22 protein-coding genes are annotated in these 17,521 nt (G+C 64.6%); 17 read left to right on the top strand and 5 right to left on the bottom strand.

Annotation, left to right across the window (positions count from 1 at the left end):
- A partial coding sequence (locus KO516_RS24865; RefSeq protein WP_216006182.1) for a pentapeptide repeat-containing protein occupies positions 1-1,161 on the bottom strand: 1,161 nt, incomplete at its 3' end.
- A 192-nt stretch (positions 1,162-1,353) separates the two neighbouring features.
- On the opposite strand from KO516_RS24865, the gene yajC reads away from it, so the two are divergent.
- The 11 genes from yajC to KO516_RS23250 all read left to right on the top strand — a co-directional run bounded on the left by yajC (position 1,354) and on the right by KO516_RS23250 (position 9,505).
- Positions 1,354-1,641, top strand: coding sequence for a preprotein translocase subunit YajC (gene yajC / locus KO516_RS23300; RefSeq protein WP_216006181.1), 288 nt, complete (start codon positions 1,354-1,356; stop codon positions 1,639-1,641).
- 29 nt (positions 1,642-1,670) lie between these two features.
- Complete coding sequence (gene secD, locus KO516_RS23295; protein WP_216006180.1) at positions 1,671-3,332, top strand: protein translocase subunit SecD; 1,662 nt, start codon at positions 1,671-1,673, stop codon at positions 3,330-3,332.
- A gap of 1 nt (position 3,333) precedes the next feature.
- Entirely contained in the window at positions 3,334-4,311 is a 978-nt protein-coding gene (secF, locus tag KO516_RS23290; protein WP_216006179.1) for a protein translocase subunit SecF, read from the top strand.
- A 360-nt stretch (positions 4,312-4,671) separates the two neighbouring features.
- Positions 4,672-5,025, top strand: coding sequence for an Mth938-like domain-containing protein (locus KO516_RS23285; RefSeq protein WP_216006178.1), 354 nt, complete (start codon positions 4,672-4,674; stop codon positions 5,023-5,025).
- A gap of 150 nt (positions 5,026-5,175) precedes the next feature.
- Positions 5,176-5,790 (top strand): heme ABC exporter ATP-binding protein CcmA, encoded by a 615-nt coding sequence (ccmA, locus tag KO516_RS23280; RefSeq protein WP_216006201.1) that lies wholly within the window; start codon positions 5,176-5,178, stop codon positions 5,788-5,790.
- Positions 5,787-6,443, top strand: coding sequence for a heme exporter protein CcmB (gene ccmB / locus KO516_RS23275; protein WP_216006177.1), 657 nt, complete (start codon positions 5,787-5,789; stop codon positions 6,441-6,443). The genes ccmA and ccmB overlap by 4 nt, the downstream gene beginning before the upstream one ends.
- 112 nt (positions 6,444-6,555) lie before the next feature.
- The gene (locus KO516_RS23270; RefSeq protein WP_216006176.1) at positions 6,556-7,479 is read left to right on the top strand and encodes a hypothetical protein; all 924 of its coding nucleotides are present in this window, start codon (positions 6,556-6,558) and stop codon (positions 7,477-7,479) included.
- Positions 7,476-7,982 (top strand): hypothetical protein, encoded by a 507-nt coding sequence (locus tag KO516_RS23265; RefSeq protein WP_216006175.1) that lies wholly within the window; start codon positions 7,476-7,478, stop codon positions 7,980-7,982. Before KO516_RS23270 ends, KO516_RS23265 begins: the two co-directional genes overlap by 4 nt.
- Before the next feature lie 86 nt (positions 7,983-8,068).
- Positions 8,069-8,797 (top strand): heme ABC transporter permease, encoded by a 729-nt coding sequence (locus KO516_RS23260; protein WP_216006174.1) that lies wholly within the window; start codon positions 8,069-8,071, stop codon positions 8,795-8,797.
- Positions 8,794-8,952 (top strand): heme exporter protein CcmD, encoded by a 159-nt coding sequence (ccmD, locus tag KO516_RS23255; protein ID WP_216006173.1) that lies wholly within the window; start codon positions 8,794-8,796, stop codon positions 8,950-8,952. Before KO516_RS23260 ends, ccmD begins: the two co-directional genes overlap by 4 nt.
- On the top strand, positions 8,945-9,505 hold the full coding sequence (locus KO516_RS23250) for a DsbE family thiol:disulfide interchange protein (protein ID WP_252737866.1): 561 nt from the start codon (positions 8,945-8,947) through the stop codon (positions 9,503-9,505). Before ccmD ends, KO516_RS23250 begins: the two co-directional genes overlap by 8 nt.
- A gap of 372 nt (positions 9,506-9,877) precedes the next feature.
- On the opposite strand, the gene KO516_RS23245 is transcribed toward KO516_RS23250, so the two are convergent.
- Complete coding sequence (locus tag KO516_RS23245) at positions 9,878-10,177, bottom strand: septum formation initiator family protein (RefSeq protein ID WP_216006172.1); 300 nt, start codon at positions 10,175-10,177, stop codon at positions 9,878-9,880.
- 151 nt (positions 10,178-10,328) lie between these two features.
- On the bottom strand, positions 10,329-11,507 hold the full coding sequence (gene pgk, locus KO516_RS23240; RefSeq protein ID WP_216006171.1) for a phosphoglycerate kinase: 1,179 nt from the start codon (positions 11,505-11,507) through the stop codon (positions 10,329-10,331).
- A 150-nt stretch (positions 11,508-11,657) separates the two neighbouring features.
- On the opposite strand from pgk, the gene KO516_RS23235 reads away from it, so the two are divergent.
- Positions 11,658-12,164 (top strand): peptidylprolyl isomerase, encoded by a 507-nt coding sequence (locus KO516_RS23235; protein WP_216006170.1) that lies wholly within the window; start codon positions 11,658-11,660, stop codon positions 12,162-12,164.
- Positions 12,157-12,708 (top strand): peptidylprolyl isomerase, encoded by a 552-nt coding sequence (locus KO516_RS23230; RefSeq protein ID WP_216006169.1) that lies wholly within the window; start codon positions 12,157-12,159, stop codon positions 12,706-12,708. The genes KO516_RS23235 and KO516_RS23230 overlap by 8 nt, the downstream gene beginning before the upstream one ends.
- Positions 12,709-12,871: 163 nt before the next feature.
- Here the strand turns inward: KO516_RS23230 and KO516_RS23225 are convergent, their stop codons facing one another.
- Positions 12,872-13,537: a YafY family protein gene (locus KO516_RS23225; RefSeq protein WP_216006168.1), complete on the bottom strand. Its 666-nt coding sequence runs from the start codon at positions 13,535-13,537 to the stop codon at positions 12,872-12,874.
- A 185-nt stretch (positions 13,538-13,722) separates the two neighbouring features.
- Here KO516_RS23225 and tatA point away from each other — a divergent pair, with 185 nt between their 5' ends.
- The 4 genes from tatA to KO516_RS23205 are packed head-to-tail and all read left to right on the top strand — an operon-like array spanning position 13,723 to position 16,216.
- Positions 13,723-13,938: a twin-arginine translocase TatA/TatE family subunit gene (gene tatA, locus KO516_RS23220; RefSeq protein WP_216006167.1), complete on the top strand. Its 216-nt coding sequence runs from the start codon at positions 13,723-13,725 to the stop codon at positions 13,936-13,938.
- A gap of 6 nt (positions 13,939-13,944) precedes the next feature.
- Positions 13,945-14,427 (top strand): Sec-independent protein translocase protein TatB, encoded by a 483-nt coding sequence (gene tatB, locus KO516_RS23215; protein WP_216006166.1) that lies wholly within the window; start codon positions 13,945-13,947, stop codon positions 14,425-14,427.
- Positions 14,424-15,383 (top strand): twin-arginine translocase subunit TatC, encoded by a 960-nt coding sequence (locus KO516_RS23210; protein ID WP_216006165.1) that lies wholly within the window; start codon positions 14,424-14,426, stop codon positions 15,381-15,383. The genes tatB and KO516_RS23210 overlap by 4 nt, the downstream gene beginning before the upstream one ends.
- A 38-nt stretch (positions 15,384-15,421) precedes the next feature.
- A complete protein-coding gene (locus KO516_RS23205; protein WP_216006199.1) occupies positions 15,422-16,216 on the top strand; it encodes an ATP-binding protein in 795 nt (264 codons plus the stop codon).
- A gap of 75 nt (positions 16,217-16,291) precedes the next feature.
- On the opposite strand, the gene KO516_RS23200 is transcribed toward KO516_RS23205, so the two are convergent.
- Positions 16,292-17,494, bottom strand: a complete 1,203-nt coding sequence (locus tag KO516_RS23200; protein ID WP_216006164.1) for a peptidoglycan DD-metalloendopeptidase family protein — start codon at positions 17,492-17,494, stop codon at positions 16,292-16,294.
- Between the last annotated feature and the right edge of the window lie 27 nt (positions 17,495-17,521).

The following is a 17,521-nucleotide window of genomic DNA, read 5'->3' as shown; positions in this document are numbered from 1 at the left end:
GAGGTTCGCCCCCTGCATCTTCGCCCCGCTGAGGTTCGCCCCCTGCATCTTCGCCCAGCTGAGGTTCGCCCCCTGCATCTTCGCCCCGCTGAGGTCCGCCCCCTGCATCTCCGCCCAGCTGAGGTTCGCCCCCTGCATCTCCGCCCAGCTGAGGTTCGCCTCTTGCAGGTCGAGTTGGGCGAGCCTTGCGCCTTGCAGATTGCAGTTCACGAGGTCGATCGGCAGATCGGTCGATCTTAGTTGGCTTGCCCCCCCCAAGCGCCCAAGCACGCGAACGGCGTTTTCCATGTCTGACCGAATGCGCAGGCCGCCCGCCCAGCGGCGCATAGCCTGTAGGCTTGCGTCTTCTCCGGCTCGCCCCAGACGTTCCAGCGCCTCGTCCTCGGTCAGCGGGGCCTCGCGGGGGGCCGCGCGCTGGATCTCGCGAACCTCGAACCAAAGATGCGTCTGAGGTTTGTGTTCGCGCGACAATTCACGGACATAGACGCTTAGCAGGCGAGCGAGCCGTTCTGCCGTTGGCTTGTCGGGCCTGATCTCGCTGCGCTCGCGGAGCAGACCTTCGAGCCGGTCGATGGCGGCGTTGCGGCGGACAATATCATCTTCCCAGCCGTTGAACGGCGAACCTTCGGGCGAGTCCGGCTCGATGGTGATCTGACGTTGGGCATGAAGATCGGCGGCGGCCTCGGTGATCTTTTGATTGAACAGGGTTTCATCGGCGAGACGTGTCTGTTGCCGGGCAAGGCGCAGCCGGTTCAGCGTGATGGGCAGCGCGATGACCGCGCTGAGCAGCGTGGCAAGCGCCGCCATCTGCGCCAGTTCAAAGCGCCAGTTCCACAGGGCGCGCTGTTGCGCGTCGTCAACCGGATCGAACGGTGGCACCGGAGAGCTGATCAGTTCATGGACCAGTCCGGCAATGCCCAGCAACAGGTACCCGGCGATGACAAGCCACAGGACCGCAGCCGCAATAGATGCCAGCAGGCCGAACAAGAACAGCCCGCCATCTGTCCCCTTGTAGCCGAGCCGGTCCTTGAACCGTTCGAGGGCAGGGGGCGTTTTGATCCTGTCGCTTGGCAGGTAGGCTGCGATGAGTGCGGCCGCAACCGCCAGACAGATCAGCGTCAGCCACCCCGGCCCGATGGGAATCGTGGTTGTCCCGGTCACCTGCCATGTCCTCTTGTGCGGTCTGTCTTGCCTGACGTACAGCCTAGACGGGAGTGTGCATGCTCGCAATGCGGTGAAAGCGCCATCATTCCCCCGCCAAGCCGCCTTGCATCGCCGCGACTTCGCACATAGGTTCCGCGCGACTTGCGACCGGGGCACGGCCCCCAATCTGACCCAACAAGGAGCCTGCCCATGGACACCAGCGCCATTGCCCAATTCGTCCCGCTTATCCTGATCTTCGGGATCATGTATTTCCTGCTGATCCGTCCGCAGCAGAAGAAGGTCAAGGAACACCAGAAGATGGTGGCCGCGCTGCGCCGGGGCGATCAGATCGTCACCCAGGGCGGCATCATTGGCAAAGTGTCGAAGGTCAAGGAAAACAACGAGGTCGAGGTCGAGATCGCCGAAGGCGTCCGGGTGCGCGTCGTGCAGAACACCATCACCACGGTGCTCTCCAAGACCGAGCCCGCCGAAAGCTGATCCCCTAAACGACCCCAAGGCGCCGCAACATGCTGCAAATCGATACCTGGAAACGCGCCCTGATCTGGGCGCTGGTGGTGGCGGGGCTTGTGCTTGCGGCGCCCAACCTGTTCTACAACCGCGTCGAATCTCACAATGACGCGGTCAAGGCCATCGAGGCCTCTGGCGCCACCCCCGAGCGCGAGGCGCAGGCGGCAAGCTGGCCGAGCTGGCTGCCGTCGGGGCTGGTGAACCTCGGGCTCGACCTGCGCGGCGGGGCGCATATCCTCGCCGAGGTCAAGGTGGCCGAGGTCTACCAGAGCCGCATGGAAGCGCTCTGGCCGGAGATCCGCGATGCGTTGCGCGATGCGCGCGCCGACGTCGGCACCATCCGCTTGCAGGAAAGCGCGCCGGGCACTTTGAAGGTGCGGATCTCCAACCCCGATGGCATGGCGCGCGCGCTGGAAATCGTGCGGGGACTGGCGCAGCCGGTGGTCTCGCTCACCGGGGCGGGCACCACCGACATCGAGGTGGCAGGGCAGGGATCTGACCTGACTGTGCAGCTCTCGGAGGCCGAACAGCAGGCCACCGACGAGCGCACCATGCAGCAATCACTTGAAATCATTCGCCGCCGCATCGACGAGGTCGGCACCCGCGAGCCGACCATCCAGCGGCAGGGCAGCGATCGCATCCTGATCGAAGTGCCGGGCCTTGGCTCTGCCGACGAGCTGAAGGCGATCATCGGCACCACGGCGCAGCTGACCTTTCAGGGCGTCGAAAGCAGCACCAGTGATCCCAGTGCCACCGGCGCCGTCGGTACCGAGGTGCTGCCTTCGGCCAACGAGCCGGGTCTCTATTACGTGCTGGAACAGGCCTCTGTGGTGACGGGCGAAGAGCTGACCGATGCCCAGCCGACCTTTGACCAGAACGGCCGCCCGGCGGTGAGTTTCCGCTTCAATCCCTCGGGGGCGCGCAAGTTCGGCGATTACACCGCCACGCATATCGGTTCGCCCTTTGCCATCGTGCTCGACAACGAAGTGATCTCGGCGCCGGTGATCCAGAGCCACATTGCGGGCGGCTCGGGCATCATCACCGGCAATTTCAGCGTCGAGGAATCGACCAACCTCGCGGTGCTGCTGCGCGCTGGCGCGCTGCCCGCCGGGATGGATTTTCTTGAAGAACGCACCATCGGCCCGCAGCTGGGCCAGGACAGCATCGATGCGGGCAAGCTGGCGACGGGCGTCGCCTTTGCGCTGGTGCTGGCGTTCATGCTGCTGACCTACGGGCTGTTCGGACTGTTCGCCAACATCGCGCTGACCCTGAACATCGCGCTGATCCTTGGGGTGCTGTCGGCCATCGGCGCGACGCTGACGCTGCCCGGCATTGCCGGCATCGTGCTGACGGTCGGCATGGCGGTCGATGCCAACGTGCTGATCTTCGAGCGCATCCGCGAAGAGCTGAAATCGGCGCGCGGCCCGGCCCGCGCCATCGAACTTGGCTACGAGCGCGCCCTGTCGGCGATCATCGACGCCAACCTGACCACGGTCATCACCGCCATCATCCTTTATGTCATGGGATCGGGCCCGGTGCGCGGCTTTGCCATCACGCTTGGGCTTGGGATCGTGACATCGGTGTTCACCGCGATCTGGGTGACCCGCCTGCTGATCATCCTGTGGTTCGAACGCCGCCGCCCCAAGACGCTGGAGATCTGAGATGCGCCACCTACGACTCGTGCCCGACGTCACCACATTCGATTTCTTCAAACACTGGAGACTCTGGCTGGGCATCTCCGTCCTTGCCATCGTGCTGGCGATGGTCAGCTTCGGTGTGCGCGGCCTGAATTTCGGCATCGACTTCCGTGGCGGCACCACGATCCGCACCCAGAGCGCAGAGCCGATCGACGTGGCCGAATACCGTGCGGCGATGACCACGCTGGGGCTGGGGGATGTGTCGATCACCGAGATCTTCGATCCGAACTTCGGCCCGGACCAGAACGTCGCCTCGGTGCGCATTCAGGCCCAGAACGAGGTCGAGGCGGTGAGTCAATCCACTATCGAGGCGGTCGAGGCTGCGCTTATGGAGGTGGCCCCGGACATCGAATTCGTTTCCGTCGAAAGCGTCGGGCCGAAGGTGTCTGGCGAGCTGATCCAGACCGCGGCGCTGGCGGTGGCGCTCGCCATCGGCACGGTGCTGATCTACATCTGGCTGCGCTTTGAATGGCAGTTCGCGGTTGGTGCCGTGGTGGCACTGGTGCATGACGTGCTGCTGACCATCGGGGTGTTCTCCGAGGTGCAGCTGCAGTTCGACCTGACGACCATCGCGGCTCTGCTGACCATTGTCGGCTATTCGCTGAATGACACGGTGGTTGTGTTCGACCGGGTGCGCGAAAACCTGATCAAGTACAAGCAGCGCCCGCTCAAAGAGGTTCTGAACCTGTCGATCAACGAGACCCTGTCGCGCACCATCATGACCTCGCTCACCACGCTGCTGGCGCTGTTTGCGCTGTTCGCACTTGGCGGCGACGTGATCCGGGGTTTTGTCTTCGCGATGATCTGGGGCATTTTTGTCGGCACCTATTCGTCGATCTTCGTGGCCTCGGCGCTGCTGCTGAAATTCGGCGTCAAGCGCGACTGGTCCAAGCCTGAAGTCGACAAGGAAGCGCGCAAGAAATCCGGCGGCGCGAGCGTCTGAGCAGCGCGCCCGGATCCTCGGAATGCCGGGGCTTCGGGCGCTGATCCCGTCCTGATCCGAACCCGGCCGGATCTGTCGCCGGGATGCGCTGGTCCGGGTTCAACGGGCTGCACTGGATCGCGGCGCGCAGATACTGGTCGATCTGCCACTGCTTTACGGCCATTGAGGGTCTTGGGCAGAAAGTTAACCGCTTTCGCCTTGGCGCTTGGTTTTGTGATGTTTCTGCCATATGCTGCGCGCACGAGACTGGGCCAGGCTCTGTTCACACCGGCACGGGAGGAGGGATTCCGTGTTCTGGCCTACCTGATCATCTTTTCGGCAATCGCGCTGGGTTTGCCGGTATGGGACTAGGGGAAGATCATGCAGATGAAGGAACTAAGCTTCGGCAAGGCGCAGCCTGTCGATGGCTACGGCCCGGGATTTTTCCGGGTCGCAGGGCGCCCGTTGCCGGGGCCAATCTGTCTTGCCTCCGAAGGCAATATCGCCTGGGGCGGGCTTGCCGATGAAGACGCGCTGGTCTGCCTTGCGGGCGACATCGACGTGATCTTCGTTGGAACCGGGGCCGAGATGGCGCGGCTTCCAGAAACCCTGACGCAGCGGCTTGAAGCGGCGGGGGTCGGTGTCGAGGTGATGAGCACACCATCGGCCTGCCGCACCTATAACGTGCTGCTCGGCGAAGGGCGGCGCGTGGCGCTGGCGGCGATGCCAGTCTAACTGCACCCTGTCCGGCGGGTGCTGTCGCTGGTTTCTATCGGTTGCAACAAGGGTCGGCAGTGCGCTGTTGGCCCTTTTGCACGTCGGGCAGGGACGGGCGCGGCGCTATTGCCGCTTTCCCCCCGCGCCGGGTCGGGCTATCCCAAGCGCATGGTGCTGGATATTCGCGATCTGACAGTGTCGCGCGGGGGCATTCCCGTGCTGGAAGGGGTGAGTTTCGAACTTGCGCCCGGCCATGCGCTGGCGTTGCGCGGCCCGAATGGGTCGGGCAAGACAACGCTGCTGCGCACCATTGCCGGGCTTCAGCCGCCGCACTCCGGCAGCATTTCAGGCGCCGGTGAGCGCATTGCCTACGCCGCCCATTCCGACGGGCTCAAGGCGATGATGACGGTGCGTGAAAACCTTGCCTTCTGGGCCAGCGTCTTTGGCGAAACCGATATCTCCACCGCCTTGCGCGATTTCGATCTGGACCGGCTCGACGACCGGCTGGCGGGCGCGCTGTCTGCCGGGCAGAAACGGCGGCTTGGGTTGGCGCGTCTGATGGTCACCGGGCGGCCGGTCTGGGTGCTGGACGAGCCGACGGTGTCGCTGGATGCCGCCTCGGTCGCGCTATTCGCAGCGGCGGTGCGCCGGCACTTGCAAGCCGGAGGCTCGGCGCTGATGGCGACGCATATCGACCTTGGCATTCCCGAAGCGCAAGGGCTGGACGTGACACCGTTCAAGGCCGCACCGCGCGCTGCTGCCCATGACGAGGCCTTCCTGTGATCGCCCTGCTGCTGCGTGACCTGCGGCTGGCGGTGCGGGCCGGGGGCGGCTTTGGCCTCGGGCTGGCGTTCTTTTTGATCGTGACGGTGCTGGTGCCGCTGGGGGTCGGGCCGCAGACGGCGCTTCTGGCGCGGATCGCGCCGGGCGTGCTGTGGATCGGCGCGCTGCTGGCCTGCCTGCTGTCGCTCGACCGGATCTTCGCGCTGGATCGCGAAGATGGCTCGCTTGATCTGCTGGCCACAGCGCCGCTGCCGATGGAGGGCATCGCTTTCGTCAAGGCGCTGGCGCACTGGATCACCACCGGCCTGCCGCTGGTGGCCGCAGCGCCGCTGCTGGGGGTGCTGCTGAATCTGCCGACGCCGGGCTATCTGTGGCTGCTGGTGTCGCTGGCGCTTGGCACCCCGGCGCTGTCGGTGATCGGCACTTTCGGGGCGGCGCTGACCGTCGGGCTCAAACGCGGAGGGCTGCTGCTGTCGCTGCTGGTGCTGCCGCTTTATGTGCCGACGCTGATCTTCGGAGCCGAAGCCGCCCGCCGCGGGGCGGAAGGCATGGATGTGCAGACCCCGCTTCTGATGCTAGCAGGCATCAGTGCGGGGGCGGTGGCGCTGTTGCCGTTTGCAAGCGCAGCGGTACTGCGTATAAACCTGCGGTAGTTATGCTGGTAGCCGTTTGTAAAAAAGAGCTTATCAGTCACGAGGGATGATGAAGAAGAGGTCATCGCGACCGGCATCGCATGCCCCGAGGCGACGCAGACAGGAATGAGAAATGAACCAGAGCATCGGGCGCAAGGTAAGCTGGATGGGCATCGGCCTGGCCGGAGTGATCAGCCCCTGCGCGGCGCTCAGCGCGACCTACGAGAGCATCAGCAATGCCTTTGATATCACGATCGAATACGAGGGCACGCTGAGCGAGAGCCAGCAATCGATCTTTGCCTCTGCCGAATATTTCTGGGAATCGATGCTGCTGGGCAATCGCTACGACCTTGCGTTGCCATCGCTGGTGATCACCGCATCGGGCACCGAGATCGACGGCGAAGGCGGCACGCTTGGTCAGGCGGCGGCACAAACCGTGACCTACACCTATGGGTTCGAGCAGGATTACGTCTATGCCAGTTCGGGATATATGGAATTTGACACCGCGGACCTATCGGCGCTTGAATCCGCGGGCACGCTGTTCGACGTGATCGTGCACGAGATGGGGCATGTGATCGGCTTCGGCTCGCTCTGGGACACTGACAGCTGGTCGGTTTACGCGGGATACGAGATGTTTGCAGGCACCCAAAGCGTTTATACCAGCGGTACGGGTCAATATACCGGTGCTTACGGGGTGGCCGCTTACGCAGCCGAGACCGGCACGGAGGCAAACTATGTTCCCGTCGAACTCGATGGCGGCGCTGGCACCGCGAATGCCCATTGGGACGAGACCGCCTTTGCGCTTGGTCAGGAAGACGAGGTGTCGACCGACATCATGACCGGCTATCTCAATGCCGACTCGACCCAGTCCGACAGCCCGTTCGGCGTGTCGACCCTGTCGGCCACCACCATCGCGTCTTTCGCCGACATCGGCTACATCACCGTCGCCACCGATACGGTGGCGATCGCGTCGGTGCCGCTTCCGGCGGGCGGGGGGCTGCTGTTGCTGGGCCTTGGCGGGGTGGGCGCGCTGACGCTGCGTCGTCGCGCGGCATGATCGCCGCGCTGCGCGCCCTTGCGACCGGGGTGGCCACCTCTCTGGCGCTGGCCGGCCCGGTGCAGGCCGGTTGCGCCGATCTGCCCGCCATAGGGCAGGGCGACGCACCAGTCATCGTCTTCGACGTGCGCGCCGAGCAAACGCCCACAGCGCCCGCGCTGCTCAGCATCGCTGCGGATGGCACCCAGACCGTGCGCCTGTCATCCGGCACCCGCAGCGCCCGGATGACGCGCAATGCGCTTGCGGCGCTGCTGGCCGAGCTGGCGCAGCTTGGGTTGTCTGACCTGAGCCAGTCGGCGCTGGATGAGGCGACCGGCGCGCGGGTGATCCTTGATGGGCGAACCAGCTTCATCACGGTGAATCTGCCCGGCTGCCATCAAAGGCTAAGCGTGCAAGGCAGTTCGATGCAGCTGCGCCTGCACCCGGACAGCGCGCCGCTGGCCCGCTTTCGCGAGATCGAGCGAAGGCTGCTTGCGATCGTCACCGCGATCCAGTCCGGCTGAGGCGCTGCCCAGCGACTTTGGAAGGGCTTGCCCCTCACGTCGTTTTTAAGTGTAACCCCCGCACGAGCAGCGATAGGGTCAGCCGCATGTCGATCTGGGAATACGCCAACCCCGTAAAGTTCATCCGCACGACGGATCTTGTCCTGCCGTGGATCGCGGCGGCGGCGGTGATCTGCCTTGTCGGCGGCTTGTGCTGGGGGTTCTTCTTTACCCCCGACGATTACCGGCAGGGCAGCACCGTTAAGATTTTCTACATCCACGTGCCCGCCGCGATGATGGCCATCAACGCATGGGCGATGATGCTGATTGCCTCGCTGATCTGGATCGTGCGGCGCCACCATGTGTCGGCGCTGGCGGCGCGGGCGGCGGCGCCGGTGGGGGCGACCTTTACGGTGATCGCGCTGGCGACAGGGGCGCTGTGGGGGCAGCCAATGTGGGGCACATGGTGGGCTTGGGATCCACGGCTGACCTCGTTCCTCGTGCTGTTCCTGTTCTACCTTGGCTACATGGCGCTGTGGTCGGCGATCGAAAACGACGATACGGCGGCGGATCTGACCTCGATCCTGTGCCTTGTCGGATCGGTCTTCGCCATCCTGTCGCGCTACGCGGTGCTGTTCTGGAATCAGGGGCTGCATCAGGGGGCGTCGTTGTCGATGGACGCCGAGGAAAACGTCGCCGACGTGTTCTGGTACCCGACGCTGATGTGCATCGCGGGCTTTGTGCTGCTGTTCGTTGCGCTGGTGTTCCTGCGCACCCAGACCGAAATCCGCGCGCGCCGGGCACGGGCGTTGCTGACACGCGAAAGGCTGACATGATACCGGACCTTGGAAAATATGCCTTTGCGGTGCTCACGTCCTACGGGCTGAGCCTCGGGCTGCTGTTTGCGCTGGTCGGGGTCTCTGTGGCACGGGCGCGGCGGGTGAAGGCGGAACTGGCGAAGATCGAGCAAAGGCTGAAGCACCATGGCTGACGGAGAGACCACACAGAAACGCGTTTCGGTGTTGATGATCCTGCCGCCGCTGCTGTTCGCGGGCTTCGCGATCATGGCCTATCTGGGGATGCAGCGGGGTGACACAACGACGCTGCCCTCGACCTTCATCGGCCGTCAGGCCCCGGCGCTGCCGGAGCAGACGCTGGAGGGCTTTGCCTCGGTCAGCGATGCCGATCTGCGCTCGGGCGAGGTGACGGTGGTGAACTTCTGGGCCTCGTGGTGCCCGCCGTGCCGCGCCGAACACCCGCGCCTGCTGGAGCTTCAGGCCGAAGGGGTGCGGGTGATCGGCGTGAACTTCAAGGACCAGACCAGCACCGCGACCCGTTACCTGACCGAGGAACGCTCGCCCTTCATCGGCGTGCCGTTCGACCCACAGGGCCGCGCGGCGATCGATTGGGGGGTGACCGGCCCGCCCGAAAGCTTCATCGTGGGCGGAGACGGAACCATCCTGTTCAAGCTGGTCGGCCCGATGGCGGGCACGCTTTACCAGGAAGATTTCCTGCCAGCGCTGCACGAGGCGCTTGGCCGCTGAGCTAGCGGCTCTCGGTCGTTGTCATCTGGCACGACACCGAGGCGGGGGCCGACAGGTCGGTTTTGCAGGCCTTTGCCTGGCTGCTCTGCGCGGTAAACGCGCCAAAGATCGCCATGAGCGCCAAGGCGCCGGCCTGAACTGCGGTAATGGTCCTGAATCGAGATTTGCGTCGCATCTGTCGTGCTGCCTGTTGTTTTACGCCTGTGGTCAACAGATGGGGGGCACCCCGCCCCCCGATCAAGTCGCATCTGTGCACGAAGCGATGCACCCGGCCCGGCTCGGCAGAGCCTTGCTCTTTGCCCTCGCGCAAGGCGGATTTCCGCCTGTCAGAGACTGTGTCGTCACAAAAAACTGCGACGGATCAACGGGATCTTAACGTACGACGATCTCGTCCGAGCGCATCATCCCAAGCACATCGCGGGCCTGCTGGTCGAGCAGGTCAATGTCGAGATAATCGTCCGACAGCCGCGTGGTCAGGTTTTCCATCCGCGCCACCTCGGCCTCAATCGCCTTGAGTTGCGCACTCAGCTGCGCCGCCTCGCTTTCGATCTCGGCGCGTCGGAACAGGCCGAAATCGCCCTGCACGGCGGCAAAGATGAAATAGGCGGAAAGGGATAGGGTGATCCCGGTATAGATCACCGCGCCAAACGCGGGTTTGCGCCTTGCGGACATGATGGTTTGCTCTGCTCTGCCAATAGGTGCACCTCTTTAACGGGTGCGTAGAGGAACATTGCCACCGATTCGGTTTTCATTGGAACGCCCCGCAAGACCGGGACGTTCGCTTTGCCTGTCAGGTGCGGCTTTGCTGCCGCACCGCTATCGCTTAGCCAAGCGCGGCAACGCCCGGCAGCACCTTGCCTTCCATCCATTCAAGGAACGCGCCCCCGGCGGTGGAGATATAGGTGAAATCCTCCGCCGCGCCCGCCTTGTTAAGCGCCGCAACGGTATCGCCGCCGCCCGCCACCGACACCAGCTTGCCATTTGCCGTGGCCCGCGCCGCATAGGCCGCCGCGGCGTTGGTCGCCTTGTCAAAGGGCGCGATCTCGAAGGCGCCCAGCGGGCCGTTCCAGATCAATGTTTCGGCGCGCTCGATGGCCTGCTCGACATGGGCCACGCTCTCGGGCCCGGCATCGAGGATCATCGCATCGGCGGGGCAGGCCTCGGCGGGCACCACCTCCGACGGGGCGTTCTCGCGGAATTCGCGGGCAACCACCACGTCCCGCGGCAGCAGGATCTCACAACCGGTGGACATGGCCTTTTCGGCGATGGCCTTGGCGGTTTCGGTCATCTCGTGCTCGCACAGGGATTTGCCGACGTCGATGCCCTGCGCCGCAAGGAAGGTGTTCGCCATGCCGCCGCCGATCACTAGGATATCGACCTTTTCTACAAGGTTGCCCAGCAGTTCCAGCTTGGTCGACACCTTGGCGCCGCCGACCACCGCCAGAACCGGACGCTTGGGATCGCCAAGCGCCGATTCCAGCGCCTCGAGCTCGGCCTGCATCAGGCGGCCTGCGCAGCAGGGCAGCAGGCGGGCCAGCGCCTCTGTCGAGCTATGCGCCCGGTGCGCGGCGGAAAACGCATCGTTGCAGTAAACGTCGCCCAGCGTGGCATAGGTCTTGGCCAGCTCGAGGTCGTTCTTCTCCTCGCCCGGCTCGAACCGTGTGTTTTCCAGCAGGACAACCTGACCGGGCTCGCAGGCGGTGATTGCCGCCTCGGCGCCGTCCAGCGTGGTGAAACGCACCTTGCAGCCGAACACCGCCTCCAGCGTCGGCACCAGCATCTTCAGCGACATCTCGGGCACGACCTTGCCCTTGGGGCGGCCAAAATGCGCCAGCAGGATCGGCGTGCCCCCGCGCGAGATGATGTCCTGAATGGTCGGCCCGACCCGCTCGACGCGGGTGGCATCGGTGACCTCGCCATTTTCCAGCGGCACGTTGATGTCGACCCGCGTGAGGACGCGCTTGCCGTCCAGATCCATGTCGTCAAGAGTCTTCCAGGCCATGCGATGGCTCCTCCGGTCTTTAGCTTTGCGAAAGGTCTGCCCGCTCGCGCGCCCGGCGTCAATGCGCGGAGGGCTTGCGCGGCGCTTGTGAAAGGGCCTGCGGGGCATTAAGTCTGCGCCCGACCTCATCGGACGCATTGGGAGATAGACATGGCCGAGATCAAGGACCCCGAGAACACCATCCTCATGGAGCTGAAGGACGGCACCGTGGTGATCGAACTGCTGCCCGACGTCGCGCCCAAGCACGCCGAGCGGATGAAAGAGCTGGCCCGCGCTGGCGCCTATGACAACGTCTGCTTTCACCGGGTGATCGACGGCTTCATGGCGCAGACCGGCGACGTGGAAAACGGCGACATGGAAGACGGCTTCAACCTGCGCCGCGCTGGCACGGGCGGATCCGACCTGCCGGACCTGCCGGCGGAATTCTCCAAACTGCCGCACTCCCGTGGCACGCTGGGCGCGGCGCGCTCGCAGAACCCGAATTCGGCGAACTCGCAGTTCTTCATCAACTTCAAGGACAATGACTTCCTGAACGGGCAATACACTGTCTATGGCCGCGTCATCGACGGCATGGCCCATGTCGACGCCATCGCCCGCGGCGAGCCGCCCGCGAACCCCGACCGCATGATCAGCGTCAAGGTGGCTGCGGATGCGTAATCTGCTGGCTGCCGGGCTGTGCGTTCTGGGCCTGCCCGCCATGGCGGCTGGCCTCGACGTGACCGTCTCGGGCGAAGGTGCCAATGGCACTTTCCACATCGAGCTGTTCGATGATGTGGCGCCGCAGCACGTGGCCCGCATCACCGAACTGGCCAAGGCCGGTGCCTATGACGGCGTCGCCTTTCACCGGGTGATCGAAGGCTTCATGGCACAGACCGGCGATGTGCAATACGGCAAGATCGGCGCCGACATGCGCATGGCGGGCATGGGCGGGTCCGACCTTCCGGACCTCCCGGCAGAGTTCTCTGACAAGAACTTCGATCGCGGCGCGGTGGGCATGGCCCGCTCGCAAAACCCGGATTCGGCCAATTCGCAGTTCTTCATCATGTTCGCGCCCGCGCCCCACCTGAACGGTCAGTACACCGTGGTGGGCGAGGTCACCTCGGGCATGGATGTGATCGACGCGATCAAGCGCGGCACCGGCGGCAACGGCGCCGTGGTCGGCCAACCCGATCAGATGGTCACGGTCACAGTCACCGACTGAGCCCTGCCAACTGCCATAGAGCGAAGCAAAGAGGAGGGCGCGTCCCTCCTCTTTTTCATTTCCGGCACCGCCGCAACACCAAAGCGCCACGCCCGCCCTTCATCTTGCCAGATAAACTCCGGGGGAGCCGCAGGCGGGGGGCTGGCCCCCCCTCTGAGCGCAACTACGGGCGCGGCGCTGCGGCGTAATCGTCAAGCCGCTTGCCCGGCTCATCGACAAACAGGCCGGGCAGCGGCACCTGCGCCGCCACTGTATCAAGCCGGATCGACAGGAAATTCCCGGCGGTTTCCGACCATGCGATGCAGGTCCAGATTCGCCCCCAGTAGTCGATCTTCAGCGGCCGGATGTCATGGCGCGCGCCGTCCTCCAGCGTCACCCGCAGCTTCTGGCGCGCCCGGATCGCGGCGCGAAACGCGGGCATGTGGCGGAATCCCTGCGCCGCATCGCGCCACGGATGACCCGCAAAGCCGAAGGGCACCGCATGGCCTTCCTCGGGCAGCAGCGCGTCGATCTTGGCCGACAGGCTCTGGGCCGCCTGCGCCAGCTCGGGCAGTTCCGCCGCGCCGGCGCCGACGGCGGCAAGGCCCAGATGCAGCACCTCCAGTTCCGTTTCGGTCAGGTTCAGCGGCGGCAAGGTGATCGAGGCCAGCGCCCGGTATCCTTGGCCCCGCGTGCCCGCGATCGGGATGCCTGCGGCTGTCAGCTCGTCCATGTCGCGGTAGATCGTGCGCACCGACACTCTCAGCGCTGTGGCAAGGCTGTCGGCGCTGTGCAGCCGCCCGTCCTTGAGCCGCTCCATCAGGCTGGCGAGTCGCTTGGGTTTCTTCATCTGCTCTCCTTGCCCGGTGGTTTTGCGCTCCTGACAGAATAATGTCAAAGAACCCTGCCAATTTTGATCGCGCCAGCGTCATTGCGGCGCTGCAAGCCTTCCGGTCCTCTGGCCGCAGGCCTAAACATCGGGGAATGATTTCACACCGGGGCCCGCAGGCGCGCCCCGCGACAGGAGAGAAAGACATGCTCAACAATATCGGCCTTCCGGGCCTTCTGCTGATCGCCGTCGTCGTGCTGGTACTGTTCGGCCGCGGCAAGATCTCGAACCTGATGGGCGAGGTCGGCAAGGGCATCACCGCCTTCAAGAAGGGCGTGAACGACGGCTCCAAGGAGCTCGAGGACGAAAAGGCGGAAAAGGCGCAGGACGTCACGCCGTCTGACGAAAAGGACAAGGTGTAAGCCGCCATGCTGGATCTGGGATGGTCCGAGCTTATGGTCATCGGCATCGTGGCGTTGATCGTCGTCGGCCCCAAGGACCTGCCGGTGCTGTTCCGCAACGCGGGGCGGTTCATGGGCAAGGCTCGCGGCATGGCGCGCGAATTCACCAGCGCGATGAACGATGCCGCTGACGAGGCGGGCGTGCGCGACGTGGCCAAGACCTTCAAGTCCGCGACCAACCCGATTGGCACGGCAATGGACGGGGTGCGCGATGCCGCCAAGTCGATGACCGATGTCGGGGTGCCGTCGAAGACCGAAGGGCTCAAACAGGACCCCGCCGCTCCGGACCCCGAGCGCGAGGCCCAAAAGAAAAAAATCGCCGCCAGCACCGCCCGCGCCGCCGCCGAGCGGCAAAAGCGCGAGGCCGATGCCGCTGCGAAACGCGCCGAGGACGCCGCCAGCAAGGCCGCCGAGCTGGAAGCGGAGCTGAAGAAAGACGGTGAGGCATGAGCGTGGGACAAGATGAGATCGAGGACAGCTCGGCACCGCTGATCGAGCATCTCGCAGAGCTGCGCACGCGGCTCATTCGCGCCGTGATCGCCTTTATCATCGGCATCTGCCTTGCCTTCGTGGTGGCAGAGCCGATCCTGCAATTCCTGCTGCACCCGATCGAGGAAACGCTGCGCGGCCTTGGTGACCCGTCACCGACGATGCAGTATACCTCGCCTCAGGAATATCTGTTCACGCTGTTCCGGATTTCCATGGTGTTCGGCTTTGCGCTGGCCTTTCCGGTGATCAGCTACCAGCTGTGGCGCTTTGTGGCGCCGGGGCTTTACAAGAACGAGAAAGGCGCCTTCCTGCCCTTCCTCATTGCCTCGCCGGTGATGTTCATCCTTGGCGCAAGCTTTGCGCAGTTCATCGTCACGCCGATGGCGATGGCGTTCTTTCTGGGCTTTGCCGATGTCTCGTCGATCTTCGCCAATCTGGTGAATTCCGCCGCAGAGCGGGTGAGCGAGGGCGTGTCGGGCATTTCCGAGGTAAGCACCGCCGTGGTTCCGGAAACCGACGAGGGCATCCGCATCACCTTCTTTGGCAAGGTGAATGAAAGCCTCGACATCACGCTGAAATTCATCATCGCCTTCGGGCTGTGTTTCCAGCTGCCGGTGTTGCTGACGCTGATGGGCAAGGCCGGGCTGGTCTCGGCCGTGGGTCTTGGCGCGGTGCGCAAATATGCGGTGGTGGCGATCCTTGCGCTTGCCGCGCTGGTGACCCCGCCGGACGTGACCTCGCAGGTCATTCTGTTCGTCGTGGTCTACGGGCTTTACGAGGTGTCGATCCTGCTTGTGCGCATGGTCGAACGAAAGCGCGAAAAAGAGCTGCGCGCCCAGGGGCTGTGGTTCGATGACGAGGACGAAGCCACGGCGAGCGAGTTCGACGCGGCGGACGGCAAGAAGGACGACACGTGAGCAAGACCCTGAAACGGATCGCAGAGGCGTTGGAGCGAATGGCTCCGGCGCCGCTGGGGGCCCCGGATTTCGACGAGGCCGAGGCGTTTGTCTGGCAGGTCGACCCGGACCGGCTGCAACCGGTGAACAAGATCAGCCGCGTTGCACTGTCGCTGCTGCTGGGCATTGATCGCTCCCGCGACACGCTGTTGGCCAATACCGCGCAATTCGCCCGCGGGCTGCCGGCAAATAACGCGCTGCTCTGGGGCGCACGGGGGATGGGCAAATCCAGCCTCGTCAAGGCGATCTGCGCCGAGGTGCGCGATCAGGGCCATGATCTGAAGCTGGTGGAATTGCAGCGCGAAGATCTTGGCTCGGTGGCGCGCCTGCTGAACCTGCTGCGGGCATCAGACAAGCGCTTCGTGCTGTTCTGCGATGACCTGTCGTTCAGCCATGACGACCAGCATTACAAGAGCCTGAAGGCGGTGCTGGACGGTGGCATCGAAGGGCGGCCCGACAATGTGCTGTTCTACGCCACGTCGAACCGGCGCCACCTGATGCCGCGAGACATGATCGAAAACGAGCGCTCTTCCGCGATCAACCCCAGCGAGGCGGTCGAAGAAAAAGTGTCGCTGTCCGACCGGTTCGGGCTGTGGCTGGGCTTTCATCCCTGTTCGCAGGATGAATATCTCGCGATGATCCGTGGCTATTGCGATGAGCATGGCGTCGAGATCGACGACGAGACGCTGCGGGCAGAGGCCATCGAATGGCAGGCAACGCGCGGTGCCCGCTCTGGGCGGGTGGCGTGGCAGTATTTCGTTGATCTTGCCGGACGCAGGGGTGTGCAACTCTAGAAGATTCTCCGCCCGACTAATCTTCGGTCGGGCGGGGCGCGCAGGATTCTAACGCGAGAAATCCTGCGCCCGGCCTCAGCGCAGGAAGTCCATCGGATCGACGCTGTCAAAGCCCTTGCGCACCTCGAAATGCAGGAAGCTGGGATCGCCCGCCCGCACCTTGCCGATGGTCTGGCCGCGGCTGACCGCATCGCCTTTGACGACGCTCAGGCCGTCAATATGGGTGTAGATCGACAGCAAATCGTCCGGGTGGCGGATCACGAGGATCTGCACGTTCTCGGTGTTGGTGGTGATCGCTGCCACGGTTCCGCTTGCCGCGGCTTTGACCGATGTGCCCGGCGCTGCCGAAATGTCGATGCCCTCGTTCTTGCCCTTGGCATAGTCGCGGATGATGTTGCCATCCACCGGCATTGCCATCGCCGTCGTCGATGGTGCGGCCTTGGATTGGCCGATGTCTGCCACCGGCTGCGCCGTGACCGTGGCTGCGGCGGCAGAGCTTGCGGCGATCGACGGCTGGTCATCAGGCAGCGGCCGCGTCGAAGAGGGCGGCTGCGGCGTCGGCGATCCCGCACCCGGTACCGTGGTGTTGGTGGTCGCCGTCCGGCTGCCCTGTTCGACCACCGGGATCAGCAGATACTGGCCTTCGCGCACCGACAGGCTTGAATCCAACCCGTTCCAGTCTGCCAGCGAGCGCGGTGTCACGTTGTAGAGCCGGGCGATGGTATAGGCGGTCTCGCCGCGGCTCACCTGATGGCGCACCGGCTCGACCCCGCCCTGAATCGGCGTGGGCGTCGCGGCGGTCCGAGAAGGGGTGGGGGCGTTGTCGATGGCGGTGCTGGCAAGCGTGCTGATGTCGACCGATCCGGCCGAGCGCATCGGGGAGGTCGTGCTCGAGGGCGTTGCAAGCGGCGTCGCCACGCTCGTGGCGGATGACACCCGGCTTGGCAGTGCAAGGACTTCTCCGGCGCGCAGGCCGTCCTGTGGCTGGACGCCATTATAGCGGGCCAGCTCTCCGGGGGGCAGGCCGATGCGGTTGGCAACCTCTGTCACCGTGTCGCCGTTGTGCGCCACGACGACCTGATAATTCGGATAAGAGATCAGCCCGCGCTCATCAGGCTCAGGCCGGCTTGAAATCGCGGCAAGCGCGGCCTGGCTGGTGTCGACAGAGCCACCCATGCGGCCCCGCATGTCGTAGTCGAGCGGCTGGTCACAGGCCGCAAGCAGCGCAAGGGCAGCAAGCGGCGTCGAAAGGTGAAAGACGCGGCAGGTCCTGGTCATCTCGAACTATCCCTCAAAATCTGTCGA

It is taken from the genome of Citreicella sp. C3M06, assembly GCF_018860705.1.
Classification (GTDB): domain Bacteria; phylum Pseudomonadota; class Alphaproteobacteria; order Rhodobacterales; family Rhodobacteraceae; genus Salipiger.
The sequence above is the reverse complement of the archived record's forward strand: the minus strand, read 5'-3'. Positions and strand labels throughout refer to the sequence as shown.

Excerpts from the sequence above, each read along its gene's own strand:
- yajC (WP_216006181.1), top strand. The coding sequence starts at position 1,354 with ATGGACACCAGCGCCATTGCCCAATTCGTCCCGCTTATCCTGATCTTC.
- secD (WP_216006180.1), top strand. The coding sequence starts at position 1,671 with ATGCTGCAAATCGATACCTGGAAACGCGCCCTGATCTGGGCGCTGGTG.
- secF (WP_216006179.1), top strand. The coding sequence starts at position 3,334 with ATGCGCCACCTACGACTCGTGCCCGACGTCACCACATTCGATTTCTTC.
- KO516_RS23285 (WP_216006178.1), top strand. The coding sequence starts at position 4,672 with ATGCAGATGAAGGAACTAAGCTTCGGCAAGGCGCAGCCTGTCGATGGC.
- ccmA (WP_216006201.1), top strand. The coding sequence starts at position 5,176 with ATGGTGCTGGATATTCGCGATCTGACAGTGTCGCGCGGGGGCATTCCC.
- KO516_RS23270 (WP_216006176.1), top strand. The coding sequence starts at position 6,556 with ATGAACCAGAGCATCGGGCGCAAGGTAAGCTGGATGGGCATCGGCCTG.
- KO516_RS23265 (WP_216006175.1), top strand. The coding sequence starts at position 7,476 with ATGATCGCCGCGCTGCGCGCCCTTGCGACCGGGGTGGCCACCTCTCTG.
- KO516_RS23260 (WP_216006174.1), top strand. The coding sequence starts at position 8,069 with ATGTCGATCTGGGAATACGCCAACCCCGTAAAGTTCATCCGCACGACG.
- ccmD (WP_216006173.1), top strand. The coding sequence starts at position 8,794 with ATGATACCGGACCTTGGAAAATATGCCTTTGCGGTGCTCACGTCCTAC.
- KO516_RS23250 (WP_252737866.1), top strand. The coding sequence starts at position 8,945 with ATGGCTGACGGAGAGACCACACAGAAACGCGTTTCGGTGTTGATGATC.
- KO516_RS23245 (WP_216006172.1), bottom strand. The coding sequence starts at position 10,177 with ATGTCCGCAAGGCGCAAACCCGCGTTTGGCGCGGTGATCTATACCGGG.
- pgk (WP_216006171.1), bottom strand. The coding sequence starts at position 11,507 with ATGGCCTGGAAGACTCTTGACGACATGGATCTGGACGGCAAGCGCGTC.
- KO516_RS23235 (WP_216006170.1), top strand. The coding sequence starts at position 11,658 with ATGGCCGAGATCAAGGACCCCGAGAACACCATCCTCATGGAGCTGAAG.
- KO516_RS23230 (WP_216006169.1), top strand. The coding sequence starts at position 12,157 with ATGCGTAATCTGCTGGCTGCCGGGCTGTGCGTTCTGGGCCTGCCCGCC.
- KO516_RS23225 (WP_216006168.1), bottom strand. The coding sequence starts at position 13,537 with ATGAAGAAACCCAAGCGACTCGCCAGCCTGATGGAGCGGCTCAAGGAC.
- tatA (WP_216006167.1), top strand. The coding sequence starts at position 13,723 with ATGCTCAACAATATCGGCCTTCCGGGCCTTCTGCTGATCGCCGTCGTC.
- tatB (WP_216006166.1), top strand. The coding sequence starts at position 13,945 with ATGCTGGATCTGGGATGGTCCGAGCTTATGGTCATCGGCATCGTGGCG.
- KO516_RS23210 (WP_216006165.1), top strand. The coding sequence starts at position 14,424 with ATGAGCGTGGGACAAGATGAGATCGAGGACAGCTCGGCACCGCTGATC.
- KO516_RS23205 (WP_216006199.1), top strand. The coding sequence starts at position 15,422 with ATGGCTCCGGCGCCGCTGGGGGCCCCGGATTTCGACGAGGCCGAGGCG.
- KO516_RS23200 (WP_216006164.1), bottom strand. The coding sequence starts at position 17,494 with ATGACCAGGACCTGCCGCGTCTTTCACCTTTCGACGCCGCTTGCTGCC.